General features: G+C 44.3%; 13 protein-coding genes. 7 read left to right on the forward strand and 6 right to left on the reverse strand.

All coding sequences use genetic code 11. From position 1 onward, the window contains the following. Nucleotides 1-16 precede the first annotated feature (16 nt). Entirely contained in the window at nt 17-1,369 is a 1,353-nt protein-coding gene (locus HW45_RS08210; RefSeq protein ID WP_038226206.1) for an alpha-glucosidase/alpha-galactosidase, read from the reverse strand. A 327-nt stretch (nt 1,370-1,696) separates the two neighbouring features. Between HW45_RS08210 and melR the strand changes: the two genes are divergently transcribed. From melR to HW45_RS08225, 3 genes are all read left to right on the forward strand, one after another. Then, on the forward strand, nt 1,697-2,701 hold the full coding sequence (gene melR / locus HW45_RS08215) for a transcriptional regulator MelR (RefSeq protein WP_038226208.1): 1,005 nt from the start codon (nt 1,697-1,699) through the stop codon (nt 2,699-2,701). Between the two features lie 188 nt (nt 2,702-2,889). Next, nucleotides 2,890-3,045 (forward strand): DUF5993 family protein, encoded by a 156-nt coding sequence (locus tag HW45_RS29720; protein WP_038226209.1) that lies wholly within the window; start codon nt 2,890-2,892, stop codon nt 3,043-3,045. A gap of 15 nt (nt 3,046-3,060) precedes the next feature. Continuing rightward, nucleotides 3,061-3,609 (forward strand): disulfide bond formation protein B, encoded by a 549-nt coding sequence (locus tag HW45_RS08225; RefSeq protein WP_038226210.1) that lies wholly within the window; start codon nt 3,061-3,063, stop codon nt 3,607-3,609. A 58-nt stretch (nt 3,610-3,667) separates the two neighbouring features. Here HW45_RS08225 and HW45_RS08230 read toward each other — a convergent pair whose 3' ends face one another. The 5 genes from HW45_RS08230 to HW45_RS08250 all read right to left on the reverse strand — a co-directional run bounded on the left by HW45_RS08230 (nt 3,668) and on the right by HW45_RS08250 (nt 11,398). Next, nucleotides 3,668-5,068: an amidohydrolase gene (locus HW45_RS08230; RefSeq protein WP_038226215.1), complete on the reverse strand. Its 1,401-nt coding sequence runs from the start codon at nt 5,066-5,068 to the stop codon at nt 3,668-3,670. A 112-nt stretch (nt 5,069-5,180) separates the two neighbouring features. After that, nucleotides 5,181-6,125: an FAD:protein FMN transferase gene (locus HW45_RS08235; RefSeq protein ID WP_038226225.1), complete on the reverse strand. Its 945-nt coding sequence runs from the start codon at nt 6,123-6,125 to the stop codon at nt 5,181-5,183. 53 nt (nt 6,126-6,178) lie between these two features. Then, nucleotides 6,179-9,199, reverse strand: coding sequence for an NADH-dependent flavin oxidoreductase (locus tag HW45_RS08240; RefSeq protein WP_038226227.1), 3,021 nt, complete (start codon nt 9,197-9,199; stop codon nt 6,179-6,181). 638 nt (nt 9,200-9,837) lie between these two features. Continuing rightward, entirely contained in the window at nt 9,838-10,119 is a 282-nt protein-coding gene (locus tag HW45_RS08245) for a hypothetical protein (RefSeq protein ID WP_038226228.1), read from the reverse strand. Between the two features lie 187 nt (nt 10,120-10,306). After that, nucleotides 10,307-11,398 (reverse strand): alkene reductase, encoded by a 1,092-nt coding sequence (locus HW45_RS08250; protein ID WP_038226230.1) that lies wholly within the window; start codon nt 11,396-11,398, stop codon nt 10,307-10,309. A 194-nt stretch (nt 11,399-11,592) separates the two neighbouring features. Between HW45_RS08250 and HW45_RS08255 the strand changes: the two genes are divergently transcribed. From HW45_RS08255 to HW45_RS08270, 4 genes are all read left to right on the forward strand, one after another. Beyond that, nucleotides 11,593-12,081, forward strand: a complete 489-nt coding sequence (locus HW45_RS08255) for a hypothetical protein (protein WP_038226232.1) — start codon at nt 11,593-11,595, stop codon at nt 12,079-12,081. 22 nt (nt 12,082-12,103) lie between these two features. Continuing rightward, nucleotides 12,104-13,720 carry an ABC transporter ATP-binding protein gene (locus tag HW45_RS08260; RefSeq protein WP_038226233.1) on the forward strand — a complete coding sequence of 539 codons (1,617 nt, stop codon included), beginning with the start codon at nt 12,104-12,106 and terminating at the stop codon, nt 13,718-13,720. A 194-nt stretch (nt 13,721-13,914) separates the two neighbouring features. After that, nucleotides 13,915-15,609, forward strand: a complete 1,695-nt coding sequence (locus HW45_RS08265) for a phospho-sugar mutase (protein ID WP_038226237.1) — start codon at nt 13,915-13,917, stop codon at nt 15,607-15,609. Nucleotides 15,610-15,806: 197 nt separating this feature from the next. Then, nucleotides 15,807-16,679, forward strand: a complete 873-nt coding sequence (locus tag HW45_RS08270) for an aspartoacylase (protein WP_038226239.1) — start codon at nt 15,807-15,809, stop codon at nt 16,677-16,679. Nucleotides 16,680-16,713 lie beyond the last annotated feature (34 nt).

Raw genomic sequence — 16,713 nt, forward strand, 5'->3', positions numbered from 1 at the left:
TTTTATTGGTATTGATTTACTGATTTACCCACTCAGGCAGCCAGCCTTCATGAGCGTCGATGAGGTCATCAACCAGTGCATAAATTTCCTCTAACCCAAGTACGGCAGCGGTATGAGGGTCAAGCATGGCAGCGTGGTAGATGCGCTCGCGGTTTTCGGTGAGAATCGCTTCAGTTAACAGTGTTTGAACATTAATGTTGGTTTGCATCAACGCGGCTAAATGATTTGGTAATCGACCCGCCTTGATTGGTTGAACGCCGTTGGCGTCAACTAAGCAGGCGACTTCTACACAGCAACCCTGAGGTAAGTTGTCGATCAATGCTTCGTTCTTGACGTTGCCGTAGATGACGCTTGGAGTTCCTGTCCAAATTGAGTTCATGATAGTACTGGCGTATTCATGTGATTCTTGAACCGTAATTTGGTCGGCGTTTTTGAATTCTTGAAGGTCTTTTTTCCAGTCTGCAATTTGTTCTACACAGCGTTTCGGATATTCATCTAGTGGCACTTTATAACGTTCTATCAAATCAGGGCGATTTGGTTTGATAAAATATGGCGTGTATTCAGAAAAATGTTCTGAAGATTCAGTGACAAAGTAGCCAAGCTTTTTGAACATTTCATAGCGTACGAGGTTGGTACAGCGTCCATTGTGGTGAAGACCCGGCTTAGGCGCTTTACCACTTTCAAAAGCTTCGAGTAGATCAGGGTAGATATCAACATAGTCGCCTTGCTCATTTTTCTTCTCTAGTGTGAGGTAATAAGCCATGTGGTTGATACCTGCACAGGTGTAGCGAAGGTCAGCATAATTAAGCTCCAAATCACGAGCTATCTCTTCAGCCGTGCCTTGCACCGAATGGCAAAGACCCACCTGCTTAATATGCGGATACTTTTCATACATTGCCCAAGTATTCATCGCCATTGGGTTGACGTAGTTAAGCATGGTGGCGTTTGGACAAACTTCTGTCATGTCTTCACACACACTCCATAGATGAGGAATGGTGCGCAGCGAGCGCATGATTCCACCAGGGCCTAAAGTATCAGCGATGGTTTGCTCTAAACCATGACGCTTACACACTTCAAAGTCTGTCACCGTACATGGCTCATAACCGCCAATTTGGAATGCGATAACCACAAAGTCAGCATCTTTAAGTGCTTCTTTTTGGTCTAGATGACAAGTGATGGTACCGGTCGCACCAGAGGACTCCATAAGTTTGCTCACGACAAGGTGAGATTCCTCTAAACGCAGTTCATCAATATCCATCAGCGCAATCTGCGCTTGTTTTAATGCTGGCTTGTGGAAAACGTCACCAAGGATGTTCTTAACAAAAATGGTGGAGCCAGCACCGATGAATGTGATTTTAGGGCTTTTCATAGTCGAATCCTTTATCTCTCAAAGTTCTGTTTCGATGAAGCTAAGGTACACCTGTGGCAAGAGTAGATTCGTCTCAGATATAACAATGAGTATCCTGTTTTCTCATATTTATAATGAGGCAAATAAAAATCTTAGGAAATGGGACAATATTGTCATTTTTGCGGATAAAGATTGTGAAAATACTAGCGCATTTCATGTAACACACTGACTTTAATCACATAACTTGAATCTTACTTATTGGGGTAGTTTGGCTATATGATCCTGTTCAGAGTTTTAAATTGCACGATCTGCTAAAACAGGTTTGTACGATTTCCTAAGGAGTGATCGATGAAACAATATGACCCAGATGCGCTAAAAGTTGTCACCCAAGACAAATACTCATCAGAAACGGTATCGGTCAGTCCGCTGTCGCTCTATTCGTCGTATGAGAAAATTGATATTGAATTGAGACCGCCACATTCCATGCCGGGATACCATTGGCATGGCCAAATTGAAGTTAATATTCCGTTCGGTGATGATGTGGAGTACATCATTAACGGCAGCCCCATTGTTGTAAAAAGCGGGGCGATAGGATTGTTCTGGGCATCGGTGCCACATCGCTTAACTGACCCGGGTCACAGCCACAATATGGGAATCATAAATATTCCTATCCATCACTTTATGTCTTGGACATTGAGCCGAGATCTCGTCAATCAAATTACTCACGGTAGCGTAATTCAATCCAACTCATGTTCGCTGATTAGTGAGTTTGAAATTGCCCGTTGGGCAGAAGAAATGAACCATCCATCGGAAAGCCGCCAGCAGCTTGCTGTGGATGAAATTGGCTTGATGTTAAAGCGGATTTGCCTTGATGGTTGGCAACAATTACTTATTAATAAGCAGGACAAGTCAACACCTAAAGGGGTATCTAAACACTCTCAGTTTTACGTCAGTCAGATGTTGGAATACATAGCAACGCACCACAATCAACCTCTGACGATCAAAGATATCGCTGAACACATTGGCTTGCACACTAACTACGCAATGAACGTGTTCCAACGCACCATGCAGATGACCATTAAACAGTACATCACCGCTATGCGTATTAACCATGCCCGAGCCTTGCTTAGTGATACAGACCGAACCATATTAGATATCTCACTTACCGTCGGCTTTAACTCAAGTAGCCGCTTTTACGAGACATTCCAAACCTATATCGGAGTCACGCCCACACAATATCGCAAGCTGTCGAGAGAAGACCACCGTTGGAGCAGTCACGGTACTAGTCCGCTATATGATCTTGAGAAAGGAGCCTGCGATGGGAAAAGACCGCTGACGGTCTTGGGAAGCTAGTATGATAGCTTTTACCATGCTTTAACCAGAGCGCAAAATAGCCTGATAAAGAGCATTCAATTGATTTGTACAATCTAAGTCTGCAGATTTCCCACACCTCATTTTTTGCAACCTATGCAACTCTTTCTATAATTAAACTCATGTTATCGGAAGGATAATACTCGATAAAACAATAAGGTACGTCGCTTATGATGAGTTTAATTTTCTTATTGCTTTTGATCGCCATGGTTAGCGCGTTCATTGGTAAGAAACAGGTGGGTTACGCATTTTTTGGAGTCTCAGTTGTGCTGGGTCTATATTGGTTTCATCACCATGCAACCGATACGTTATCGATCTTGTTATAGCGGAGGTGACTACTTATGAATCAGAAGCACATCACTTTGCTGAATACTCTTGGATTACTTGGAATTACCTTTGTTTTGCTCATGGGATCTGTTTTACAGGTGGCGTGGAATGAACTGCCATGTCCACTTTGCTTATTGCAACGGATTGGTTTTGTAATGGTCATGTTTGGATTCCTGCTCAATATTATGTATGGAACGGAGCAGCGTCATTATGGCGTCATTTTAGTGGGGGCTCTATTTGGTGCGGCGACAGCACTTAGACAGGTTTCACTGCATGTGATTCCGGGAACCCCGGGTTTTGGTAGCCCGATTTTGGGAATGCATTATTACACGTGGGCTTTTGTGATTTTTGCTATGACTATCGCAGGGGTGGCATTGCTATTGGTACTTTGGAATAAAGACTGGAGTGATGAACACTACCAAATGAATATGTTTGGTAGAGTCGTCTGTATTTTGGCTATCGTGGCGGTAGCTATTAATGTGCTGTCGACCTTTATTGAATGTGGTCCGTATCAATGCCCGGATAATCCGGTTAGCTATTGGTTGCTCGATAGCTTTAAGTAGCTTCCAAACAAAAACGCTTGGCTACCACCAAGCGTTTTTTTAACGGTGAATTAGATATTTACTGAACTACTTCACCAGCTTCAACGACTGTCTTGCGAACCACTTCCGTGAACGCTAATGCTTCCTCTCGAATCTTATCTTCATCCACGGTTAGCATGTCACGGTCTTTCATTATGATTTTACCATCGACGATAGTGTGTTTAACGTTAGCGGAGTTCGCTGAGTAAACTAACGCCGAATAAGGGTTGTAAACCGGAACCATGTTTGGCGCTTTGGTATCAATGACGATGATATCTGCCAACTTACCAGCCTCTAATGAGCCAATTTTATCTTCCATGTGAAGTGCACGTGCGGCGCCCATGGTTGCCATGTCGATAACTTTGATTGGAGGCATCGCTGCTCGGTCTTTGTTGACCAGCTTGTGGACCTTAGCCACTTGATTGAACTCGTCAATAGTACTTAGTGTGTTACCAGACATAGGGCCATCAGTACCTAAGCCAATACGTACACCTTGGTCATACATTTTTAGCGCCGGAGAAACACCTTTCGCCGATTTGATATTTGCACTCATATTGTGTGCCACACCCATATCAGACTCTTTCACCAACTTGATGTCTTCGTCATCGACCAAAATCATGTGAGCACCAACAAGGTTTTTATTGAGCGCACCGATACTGTGCATATACTGAACGGGAGACATGCCATTGGAACGTTCTGCGATTTTCTCTTGTTCACGATGAGATTCAGCAAGATGGATCATGACAGGCACGTCGTGCTCTAGAGATAGCTTAGCAATTTTCTGTAGCGTTTCTGTCGTATTGGTATAAGGACCATGAGGAGCAAACGCTGGGGTAATACGAGGGTGGTCTTTATATTCTTCAATAAAGTTCAATGCGTATTTGATGCCTTCATCAGCATTGGCAGCGTCTGCGACTGGGAATTTAATCACAGTTTCGCCCAACACGGCACGCATACCGATTTCATCAACGGTTTTTGCTACTTCATCTTCAAAGTAGTACATATCAGCGTACGTGGTAACACCACCTTTCACCATCTCAACGTTACCAAGGTTTGCCCCGATACGAACCATATCACGAGACACCAATTTAGCTTCAAGCGGGAAAATGTAGCGGTGTAAGCGATCTGGCACATCATCGGCAAGAGAGCGGAACACGGTCATTGATACATGAGTATGGGTGTTGATTAGGCCGGGCATCACGATATCACCATCAACATCAAGTGTTTGTTTGGCTTTATATTGTTCAGCTAGCGCTTCGTCGCCTACGGCGACAATCTTGTTGTCGTTGATAACCACAGTGCCGTTTTGGTACACGGTTTTCTGTTGGTTCATTGTAAGCACGTGAGCGTCGGTGATCATCAGATCGACTTTTTGGGCAGCGTGTGAAAAAGTACTTAAGCCAGCGATCGTCGTGGCGAGTAACGTTTGTTTGATATTCATAGTAGCTCTTAATTATTGTTTTTAATTAGCGCGAATAATAGTGAGTTCTAGATGAATTGCAAACGTTTGCTGGAGTGAGGTTGCGCAGGGTGAATGACTTGAGCTAATAGTCTCACTTTTCGAGAATCGTATGGCCGTTGTCGACAAGTCCGTGAGTGATATGTACGTGACCTTGATTGGAAATGACAATGGCTTCAACGTGCTGTTGTTGATTCAAGTAAGCTAGTGCATCGTCAACCGAAGTCAGGAAACCTGCCGTGCTCCAAATTTCACCATCGACAGACAACTTGGAAATAATCGTTACGCTCGCGATATCAGTCACGATGGGCTTGCCGCTCTGTGCATCAAGTAAATGATGATATCGTACCCCGTTGTGTTCAAAGAAGCGTTCATTGATGCCAGATGTGACGACGGACTTATCGTTAAGCGGTACGATTCGGCAAACTTGGCCCCTTGGGCTAAATGGGTCCTGAATTCCGACCGTCCAGGCTTTTTCTTTGCTATCTGGTGCATGCCCTATGGTTAATACGTTCCCTCCCAAGCTGATATAGCCGGACTTTACCTCTTGGCTAACCAAATACTGCTTTATCCTGTCAGCAAAATAGCCTTTGGCGATGGCGCCTAAATCAATTTGCATACCTACTTTGGTTAAGAATACCGTTTGGTAGATGTCATCAAACACAATATGTGAGGGGTTCACAAGTTCAAGCTTTGATGCAAGCTCAGAATCGGAGGGTAGGGTCGCGTCCTTAAAACCAATACGCCATGTTTTGATTAACGGCCCAATGGCGATGTTAAAAGGATTGGCGTTATCAAGGCTCACTGCGGTGGCAGTTTTCAACAGTTCGTATAAATCAGCTTTGACACGCACCGGGCGTATACCTGCATTGTGATTGACGTTCATCAGCTCCGAATGAGACTGATTCACGGTAAAGCGCTGGGCGAATTCTTGGAGTTGGAGATAACAGTCCTTTAGCAACTGCCCGCCATTGTGATGATGAATAACAAGATCAATGAAGGTCCCCATCATTTGAAAGCGAGTTTTATAGCTAGGCATAATGTGTCTCCGAACAGGAATAAAAATAGGGAAGCCAGAGGCTTCCCTTTTGTTTACGAGTTTCTCATAGAAACGTTTTGACCTGCGATTCGGCCGTAAGTGAATATATCAATTAAGGCGTTACCGCCGAGGCGGTTACCAGCGTGAATGCCACCCGTTACTTCACCAGCGGCATATAGCCCAGGAATTGGTGCTCCCTGTTTATTTAACACACGAGCGTCAATGTCGATCTTGAGACCGCCCATCGTATGGTGTACCGATGGTTTTCTAGGCGTCGCGTAGAAAGGAGCCTGCTCGACCTTAAGACCAAGTGCACCTTTTTGGAACTCTGGATCACGTCCATTATCAACGTAGGAGTTATACAAGCGAATGGTTTCGCTAAGTTCAGCAGTCGGAACATTGATCTTCTGTGCTAACTCTTCAATTGTGTCAGCTTTAATGATAATACCTTCTTCAATTTCTCGTTCGATAGTCTCGTCGGTTGTGTTTGCCGCTGTTTTGCGAATCTCTTCATCCGCAATCATGTAAATCACACCGCCATTATCGAAGAATGAGTTAGACAGTACATCACGGCTTTCACATTCGTTGACAAAGCGCTTGCCCTGTTGATTAACAAAGACAAAGTTTTCTGGTGGAACAATCAAGCCTGTAAGCAATGCACCTGACTTAGGGTCGCCAATTGGCATCAGCTGGATATACTCCATACCGACTAATTCTGCTCCAGCGTTTTCACCAATGGCAATACCATCACCCACAAGCGCTGGAGAGTTAGTTGTCTTGATGTCATCGGCGATTTCGTTCCAGTAGTTATTGTACTTCTGAAGCATCTTAGTGTTGGCACCAAATCCGCCAGATGCCATTACTACACCTTGCTTCGTGGTTAGTTTGTATTTCGTGCCGTTTGAATGAGTGGCATTAATACCCACGACTTGACCGTTTTCAATAATCAGGTCGTCTGCACGTGTATCCGTGATAATACGGCCACCTTGAGCGACAATGTGCTTTTGCAGCTTTTCAACAAACTCAACACCTTTAGGGCGATTTGGTTTGTGGGCGCGACGCCATAGCGCACCAACCGCAATGTCGACCATACCACGGTTAAAATCGATGCCTTTCTCTGTTAGCCAGTCGATCGATTCCATAGCTCGGCTAGTCAGTGTATGTACAAGATCGTATTGGCCGTAGGTTGACTCACCATCTAAGTTAGTGCGTTTGCCGCCAAGATAAGTCTGAATCAAGTGCAGTTCTGTTGAGTCGAACAGATAGTGGTTACCAGCGTCTACATCTAAGAAATAGTTTGCTAACTGATCTTTCAACATGCGGAAGTCCGCAAGATATTCTGGCGCAATCTCAGACTCTGGTGTGTCAGCAAGTGCTTTTAGATAGTCTGCTTCCCCGGCAAGAGCTGGGAATGCTTTTTGCCATTTTGGCTCTGCGGCGTTAACCCAACCACCAGTGCGAACGGTGTTACCACCGATCGCTGGGAACTTCTCAAGTACTATCACTGATTGATGATTATCTAATGCGGTAAGCGCTGCGCTCAAACCTGCACCACCACCACCGACTACCACCACATCTACGGTGTCTTCGATGACTTCTGTTGACCACTCAACTGCTTCGCGTGCTTTACAACGTAGTGCCTCTGAATTGCCCCCAGCGAGATCCACGGCATTGGACACACCATCAAGAACAGCTTGGCTACTGACAGTAGCGCCGGAGATAACATCGATATTCAGTGTTTGACCATCGAGTATCTGCTGAGGAATACGTTCAAAAGCAGGGTTGGCGATACCGTCTGACTCTTTTGAGGAATCCACGGCGATATCAAGAATTCTATCTTCAGAGAAACTGACTGTGACTGGAAGTTGACCGTTATGGCCATAACCATACGCTGTGTATTCGCCAGGCTCGAACTTAATCTCGACGCTTTGAAGCTCTTTGATACGTTGGTGTTTCAATGCTTCGGCTGCGCTGTCGATGATCATGTAATCCATGATCTCCCACAATGGTGTTGGGATCATTAATGCTTGTTGTTGAGCGATATCAGCAAATTCAGCGCAGACTTCGTCATTGATTGCTTTCTTTGCCCATGTTGGTTCGACAAGGAAACCTTTACCAATACTAACCATGTCATAACCATACTCAAGCGCAGTATCCGCATCTTGACGCTGAGCAATGCCACCGACACCGATAACTGGGACTTTAGCAACATCTTCAGACTTCAACGCATGGAATTTGCGGATAAGCGGTTCTTTGTCTTCTGGATTAACAATAGAGTTTCGAGCGTAGTTACCCATTGAAAAATGGAAGTAATCAAGGCCGCTTTGAGCGAGTTTATCAAGAAGGAACATGGTCTCTTCAAAACGGATTCCCGGCTCTTCAATCTCTTCAGGAGAAAAACGGTAGCCAATAATGAACCCAGGCATTTGGTGAGATGTGGCTACCTGTTTCGCCTTCTCTAAAATAGCGAGCGGGAATGTGGTGCGTTTCTCAATATCACCACCCCACTTATCAGTGCGTCGGTTGGAATGTGGAGAGAAGAATTGTTGGATAAGGTAAGTGTTGGCGCCATGGATTTCAACGCCATCAAAGCCCGCAAGAATGGCACGATTAACTGCGTCACCAAAATGGTCGATCATGCCAACAATTTGCTCTTCGGTCATCTCGAGTGGGGTCTCTGCGTTATCGCGCAGAGCGGCAACAGGACTGGCAGAGATCGGTTGGTGGCCGCCATTGAATTCACCATTTGCCATGCGTCCAGCATGATAAATTTGTAAAATAGCCTTCGAACCTTTAGCTTTAATTGCCGTTGCCAATTTTTCGAGGCCAGCAATTTTACTGTCGTGGTTGATACCTAGAGCCCCAGGGAATGCACGGCCGTAATTTTCGACAAATGCGCTTTCCACGATAATAGCCCCTGCATCTCCAGAACGAGAGGCATAGTAATCCACCATTTCTTGAGTCACTCCACCATCAAAAAATGCAGATTGAATGGTCATTGGTGCCATGACAATGCGGTTTTTAAGCGTGGCCTTGGACAGCCCAAGCGTTATCTCTTCGATTAACTTTGTCATTAGTTAATATTCCTTATACTGATTAATTCTTATATGAAAAACTCCTCAAGAGCCGAATGCATTGCTCAAAGTATTTTTCATATAAGAAAAACATCATCAGATGACTTTCCCTCAAAAATACTATGGATAATTTTTATGAGTAAAATGAAAGGTTTGCATTCCATTTATGCTAGTCATGCATATGTTTAAGAATTGTTTATGTACCAGGCGCATTAAATGTATTTGTTACGACAAGCACTGGCTCTGTTTTTGGTAGGGGCGGATAACTATATAAATCTTTTAATAACAATCGTTTATTTTTATTTATTAGTTAAGCTGACCGAGTCTAACAACGTAATAGCCCTATTTTCACCGCAGTTTGAACAGGTAATGCTTTCAGCTTTGTGACAGAGACAAAGAGCAGCTGGTGACATTAATGTAACTTTTTAAGCTTTGGATATTGGTGCTTAGCTGAAAATAAGATTCCACTACCGGGCATCATTCGTCAGACGAGTTAATGGTGTTGAGCGCGGTAGTTAACAGAGAAAGATAGCGACAAGAAACGTCTGATTGCTCAGTGAAGTACGTAACTGAATACGTCGATTGCGGTCGAATAAGGGTAATGGTCAGGATGAATTGAAGATTACCCTTAAAGCGTATTAGTGTGGAAGTTGCTCGCTTTTACTCTTCATCAACAAATATTGCTCAACGGCAGTGACCGTCTCTGCACGGTTGATGTGTCTTGCTATGAAGTAGGGTGGAATAAAGAAAGCGATGAGGTAGAACGATTCGTGGAAGAAGTCAGAGGCGAGAATCGTTTCGTGGTTTACGTATGCAAACAATGCAAGTAGGCAAAGTAAAACGCACAATCCTGCAAGCACAGTGCAGACGATTAATAGTAATCCCAGAAAATCCCTTACAAACATTTTTGAAGCCGTCATGTTTTTCACTCCTGAAATATGAACGTTCCTAAAATACTCCTAATGATGCATATATTTTTTTGAGCGAGGTCATATTTTGTGCAAATGAAGGGTTGTGACGGGTTAATATATGATTAAAAAGAAGAAAAGCAGGATTGATGTAGGAATTTGGTGACAAAAAAGCCCGCACAAAAGGCGGGCCTGAGAGTTATGGCATTGTCGGGTAATCGGTATAACCTTTGTCATTGCCACCAAACAGAGTAGCGCCATCGAGTTCCGCTAGTGGTTTGTCGTGCTGTAAGCGAGAGACCAAATCTGGGTTAGACACAAACGGGCGACCAAAGGCGACAATATCGGCGTAGTTTTTAGCTAGGACGGCCTCTGCATTTTGCTGGGTGTAACCGCCGGCAACAATAATGCAGTTGTCGAAGCGTTTGCGAAGCTCGATACGAAATGCTTCAGGAATTTCAGGCGCGTCATCCCAATCCGCTTCAGATAAATGTAAGTAAGCGATATCACGTTGTTGTAATTCTGTCGCTGCGTCAAGAATGGTCGGTACGATGTCTGGGCAATTCATATCTTTAAAAGTTATGAATGGTGCTAATCGGACGCCGACTTTGTGAGCACCTATCGCGCTGACAACTGCATCCACAACCTCAAGTAAGAAACGAATACGATTTTCGCGTGTACCGCCATACTCGTCGGTACGTTTATTGGAGTTGGTGCGAAGGAACTGGTCGATAAGGTAGCCATTGCCACCGTGAATTTCGACACCATCAAACCCGGCCTCTACAGCACGCTTTGCAGCGGTGGCAAAATCGTTAACCACACGCTGAATGTCGTCTTTGGTCATTTCGCGTGGCTCGACACAATCTATCATGTTGCCATTGCCGTTTTCGTCTGCAATCCATACTTGAGTTTCTACTGGTGCTAGAGCAGAGGGGGCCATTGGCTTTTCACCGTTTTGGAACGTCGGGTGGGACACTCGGCCCACATGCCAAAGTTGGCAGAACATTTTTGAGCCTTCACTGTGCACAGCTTGCGTCACTCTGCTCCAGCCGGCCACTTGTTCATCGGTATAAACACCTGGAGTGAAAGAGTAACCTTGAGAGTCATCGGAAATCTGCGTCGCTTCGGAAATGATCAATCCAGCGGTGGCTCTTTGTTGGTAGTAGGTGGCCATCATATCATTAGGAATATTGCCCGGCTGACTAGTGCGTGCTCGAGTCATTGGTGCCATCGCGATACGATTTTGAAGTCCTAGACCTTTAATCTCTGTTTGCTCAAATAACTTGCTCATGTTGAATGTCCTGAGTGGCTGATGTTTATTGTCTGCTCATTGTATTCATTTAATTAAATTTGATAATTGGCTTTATTTTGAATTTAGTATTCATTAATTTCGAATAGTGAAGTCATTAGTTAAATGATAATTACTTGCATTCGCATTTGGTTTGAATTTTAATAGGCAACTATCGTTTTAAAAAGGCTCACCCAATGGAAATTCAACAGTGCTGGTCTCGTTTTGTAAATGCAGAGAAATTACTAAAACAAGGCAGTTGGCCTGAGGCAAAACACTTGTTTTCACAAGTGTTAGATAGCTTACCTTCGCATGTTTATCATGCACTTGAATGTAAACAAACTCGCCCATGTCAGTTCGTTTTCTTGGTGACAGGATTACGAGACGCGTCTATCTATCAATCAAGTATCCTCAATAGTATTGGTGAGCCACAGCAAGCGTTTGAGACACTCAATCGCTGTTATGCATTACTGCAATTTTTGTCACTAGAGCAAACTCAACTTATCAAGATCGTTTATGCGGCGATTGAAGAGAGTACAGATCTTGTGCTCAGCCATATGGAAGCCTTCTGCGCTTCTCAACACAGTGCTGAGTGGACTCAAAAATTCAATGAGCTTAGCCGATCGCATCATAGTATTGCGGTCTTGAATCCACACACCAACCCGACACCAAACTCACATTACTAATTCGAATGAGCAAGGAAGCATTATGTCTCAAGACCCTATTCTAACTGTCCGCGATCTTTCCGTAAGCTTTACCACCAATGACGGTATTGTTGATGCAGTGAAACAAGTCAACTTCGATCTTTTTGCGGGTGAAACATTAGCTATTGTGGGTGAATCAGGAAGCGGTAAATCTGTATCAACCAACGCGCTGATGCAGATTTTGCCTAACAATGCGATTATTCACGCGGATTCAAACATCGTATTTAACGGCCACTCGCTACTGAAAATGGATGATAAGGCGATGCAAAAGATTCGTGGTGACCGTATCGGAATGATCTTCCAAGAACCAATGACCTCACTTAACCCTTATATGAAGGTGGGCATTCAAGTTGCTGAAGCATTGATGTGCCATAGAAAGGTGAGTGGTCAACAAGCCAAGAAACGCGTTTTGGAGCTGTTTGATTTGGTGCATTTGCCAGAACCAGAAACGGCTTACTTTAAGTACCCTCACGAGTTTTCTGGTGGCCAGCTGCAACGCATTATGATTTCTATGGCCTTGATTAATGAGCCTGACATTTTGATCGCTGATGAACCAACCACTGCACTCGATGTAACGGTTCAAGCTGAAGTACTTAATCTCATCAAAGAAATCCAAGCCAAGCTTGGAACAGCGATTCTGTTTATTACTCATGACTTGGGTGTGGTCAAACACTTGGCAGACCGAGTGATAGTGATGTGTAAGGGGGATATTGTCGAACAAGGCGAATGCCAAGCGCTGTTTTCATCACCCCAGCACGATTACACCAAGATGCTACTCGATTCTGTACCTAAGGGACAAAAAGAGGAAGTAGAAGAAACCGCCCCTACTTTGCTAGAAGCTGACGATATTCGAGTGAAATTCTTGATTAAATCGAGCTTCATACAACAGCGTAATCAGTATTTTGAAGCGGTTAAAGGGATTTCGTTGCAGCTCAAGCAGGGTGAAACCTTGGGTATTGTAGGGGAGTCAGGGTCGGGTAAATCGACTTTAGGACGTGCACTGATCGGGTTGCTACCATGCACTGGGACTGTGAAGTTCAAAGGTCAAGAAGTGGACAAACTGACGGCTAAAGCTCGATTTGCCCTTAAAAAAGACATTCAAATGGTGTTTCAAGATCCCTATGGGTCGCTCTCGCCACGAATGACCGTAGGCGACATCATTACAGAAGGCCTTACGGTTCATCATCCCAATTTGTCAAAAGCCGAACGCATGCAGCGTGCACGGACTGCCTTAGAAGAAGTTAGGCTTGACCCCCACAGTATCAACCGTTATCCCCATGAGTTTTCAGGAGGGCAGCGACAACGTATTGCTATTGCCCGAGCACTCATTCTTGAACCATCATTTATCTTGCTTGATGAACCTACTTCAGCATTGGATCGCTCGGTACAGGTTACCGTTATAGACCTTCTTAAAGACATTCAGAAGAAACATAACATCGGTTTCTTGTTCATCAGCCATGATTTGAGCGTGGTTAAAGCGCTATCTGACCGCGTTCTGGTAATGCAAAAGGGTGAGATTATGGAGCAAGGCACCACTGATGAAATCTTCTATCATCCAAAGAGCGACTATACCCAGAAGTTGATTGATGCGTCGTTCGATTTAGACCCTGAAGAGGCTTAGTCACCCTGTCTATTGGTAGGTAAGTGTTGGCTTACCTATCATTACTGTTCTAGCTTGTTATCAAATTAGAGTTCATTTTATCGGTTGCCCTCTCTTTAATGATATTGAGAGTCATTTACTATTATTAAATAGACAAATGAGAACCTGAAAGATATCCCTCTCCATCAGGTTGCCTCAATTAAGGAAACATCACTATGACTGAACAAATTTCTCAATGGTTAGCACGCGATCCTGATCCAATTACTAAACACGAATTGCAGCAGCTGGTGGACTCGAACGATGAAAGAGAGTTGAAAGATCGATTCAGCTCTCGCCTTGCATTCGGTACCGCTGGCTTACGCGGTAAAGTGGGGGCTGGACCAAATCGTATGAATCGTTTAGTCATTCAAGAAACTGCGACTGGGTTAGGTCATTATCTTCTCGAACAAGTTAGCGAGGCTTCATCGCGAGGTGTAGTGATTGGTTATGATGGCCGCCCTGATTCCAAGCAGTTTGCGCACGATACCGCGTCCGTTCTAACAGCTCTTGGTATCAAGGTGTATCTGACCTATAAAGTTGCAGCAACGCCTATCGTTGCCTTTGGTGTTCGTGAATTGAATGCAGCGGCAGCCGTTGTGGTGACGGCCAGTCATAATCCACCAGAATACAATGGATTTAAAGTCTATTGGGAAAACGGGGCGCAGATTATTCCTCCACATGACTCTGGTATTGCGGCACAGATTGACGATGCTACGACTCAACCTCTAACGTTGTTACCCTTAGACCAAGCGAAACAACAGGGGTTATTGATTTGGTTAGAAGAGGATTACTATCAAACCTATCGTAAGGCCATAAACCAAAGTGAACTTCTAACACCGGATAGCAATACGGATATTTCCATTGTTTATACTGCGATGCATGGTGTCGGTGCTGACATGGCAGAAACACTGTTAGCAGACGCAGGCTTTAACCAAGTGGCGAGTGTAACTGAGCAGCGAGAACCGGACGGTGCGTTCCCAACCGTTAACTTCCCAAATCCAGAAGAAGCTGGAGCAATGGATATGGTGATGGCACTCGGCAAGTCTGTAGGTGCAGATATTGCCTGTGCCAACGATCCAGATGCTGATCGTTTTGCAGTTGCAGTTAAACGTCCTGATGGTGAGTACCAAATGCTGACGGGAGATCAAGTAGGGTCACTATTTGGTGATTACTTGTTGGCGGGTCAACCTAATGCGCTGGTGGGGAATACCATAGTTTCGTCGCGCCTACTAAGAAGTATTGCCAAGGCGCATAGTGCTCAGTATTACCAAACATTGACGGGATTTAAATGGCTAACCAACGTCGCAATGACTCAAGAGAGCGTGGACCATCCCTTCCTGTTCGCTTATGAAGAGGCATTAGGGTATACGGTTGGCAATAAAGTGTGGGATAAAGATGGGCTCTCTGCACTTGTGGCGTTTTCACAGTTTACCGGTAAGCTCAAAGCGCAAGGAAAAACGCTGTGGGATAATCTGGAAGAGCTTTATCGTCAACATGGTTTTTACTTTAATGCCCAGCGCAGTATTGCGTTAGATCCTAAGTCGCCACCTATTGGCGAGAAACTTCGTCGCAACCCACCGACAGAGATTGCAGGCAAGCGCATTGAAGTGATTGAAGACCTAAATACATCCGTTCGACAATTCGCAGACGGAACGACAGAAACCATCGATTTACCCGCAAGTGATGTGCTGATTTATTTGCTTGAGGATCAATCGCGAGTCATTGTGCGTCCATCTGGCACTGAGCCTAAGCTTAAATGCTACTATGAGGTCATCAGCGATTTTCCACCAGAGATGGACTACGCTCAAGCGAATCAATCGGCTGAAGCCAAAATGTTAGCATTAATTGAAGCGCATCAACGGAGTCTATAACTCAGAAAAAATGCAGTAGAAGAGAGCGGCATGTCAGCCGCTCTTTTGTGTTTTTGACCTATCTAAACCTAGTCTTTTTCATATTTATATTGATATGTTATAACATATCAATTATTCCTAACTTACCTTTACACACTTAGTAGGCCATCGGCCCTAGTTTAGGAATGTTATTAATTTTAATTGGAGGTATTAGATAAATGGATAAACTCAAGCAGGTCCTGATTGTGGCTGGGACCCATGGCAATGAACTTTCTGGGATTTATCTACATAAGTTAATTAAAGAAGGTCTTTATGCCGTTGATCGCTCGACGTTTTCTGCCTCTTCCATCATTGCTAACCCTGAGGCTCAAAAACAGAACATTAGATATATTGATTCTGACTTAAATCGTGAATTCTCCGCACCTAATAAGGTTGAGAGTTCGAATTCGCACGAATCGAAAGTCGCCAATCAGTTTATTGAACATCACGCAAACACAAGTGATCAACTGATCATTGATCTGCATAACACCACAAGTAATATGGGGGCGACCTTGATTCTACTTGCGGATAGCCCGTTTTATCGAATGATGGGCGCGTATGTGAAGCAACGTCTACCTAAGACAAATATCTTATTTGAAAGCAGGAAATCTTGGAGTGATCAGCCCTATCTTTGCACTGCTAGTGAATATGGCGTCATGATAGAGGTCGGGAGTCAAGCTCATAGCTCGCTAAAATACAGTACGTTAGAGCTTATGAAAGCGATGTGTTCTGTGGTTTTGGATTACATAGAAAAGCACAACCTGAAGCAACTTGGTGAGCTGAATGATTATGACGCTTTTTACTATACCGAAGAGGTCAAAGCACCAGTCGGAAACGACGGTATGCGTGAAGCTGTCGTACATCCCACGCTATGTGGGCGAGATTTCGAAGTTCTAAGGAAGGGAGAGCCTTTGTTGGCCACTCTCAGTGGTCATGATGTTTATTGGGAGAGCGACAATGAGGTCTACCCACACTTTATAAATGAGAGTGCCTACAGTGACTCGAATATCGTGATGGCTTTGGCTGAGAAACACACGGTTTCAGTTCGATAGGATGGGCTTCTATCTTATCTAGTGACTACTGTGA

It is taken from the genome of Vibrio sp. ER1A, from assembly GCF_000733315.1.
Taxonomy (GTDB): Bacteria; Pseudomonadota; Gammaproteobacteria; order Enterobacterales; family Vibrionaceae; genus Vibrio; species Vibrio mediterranei.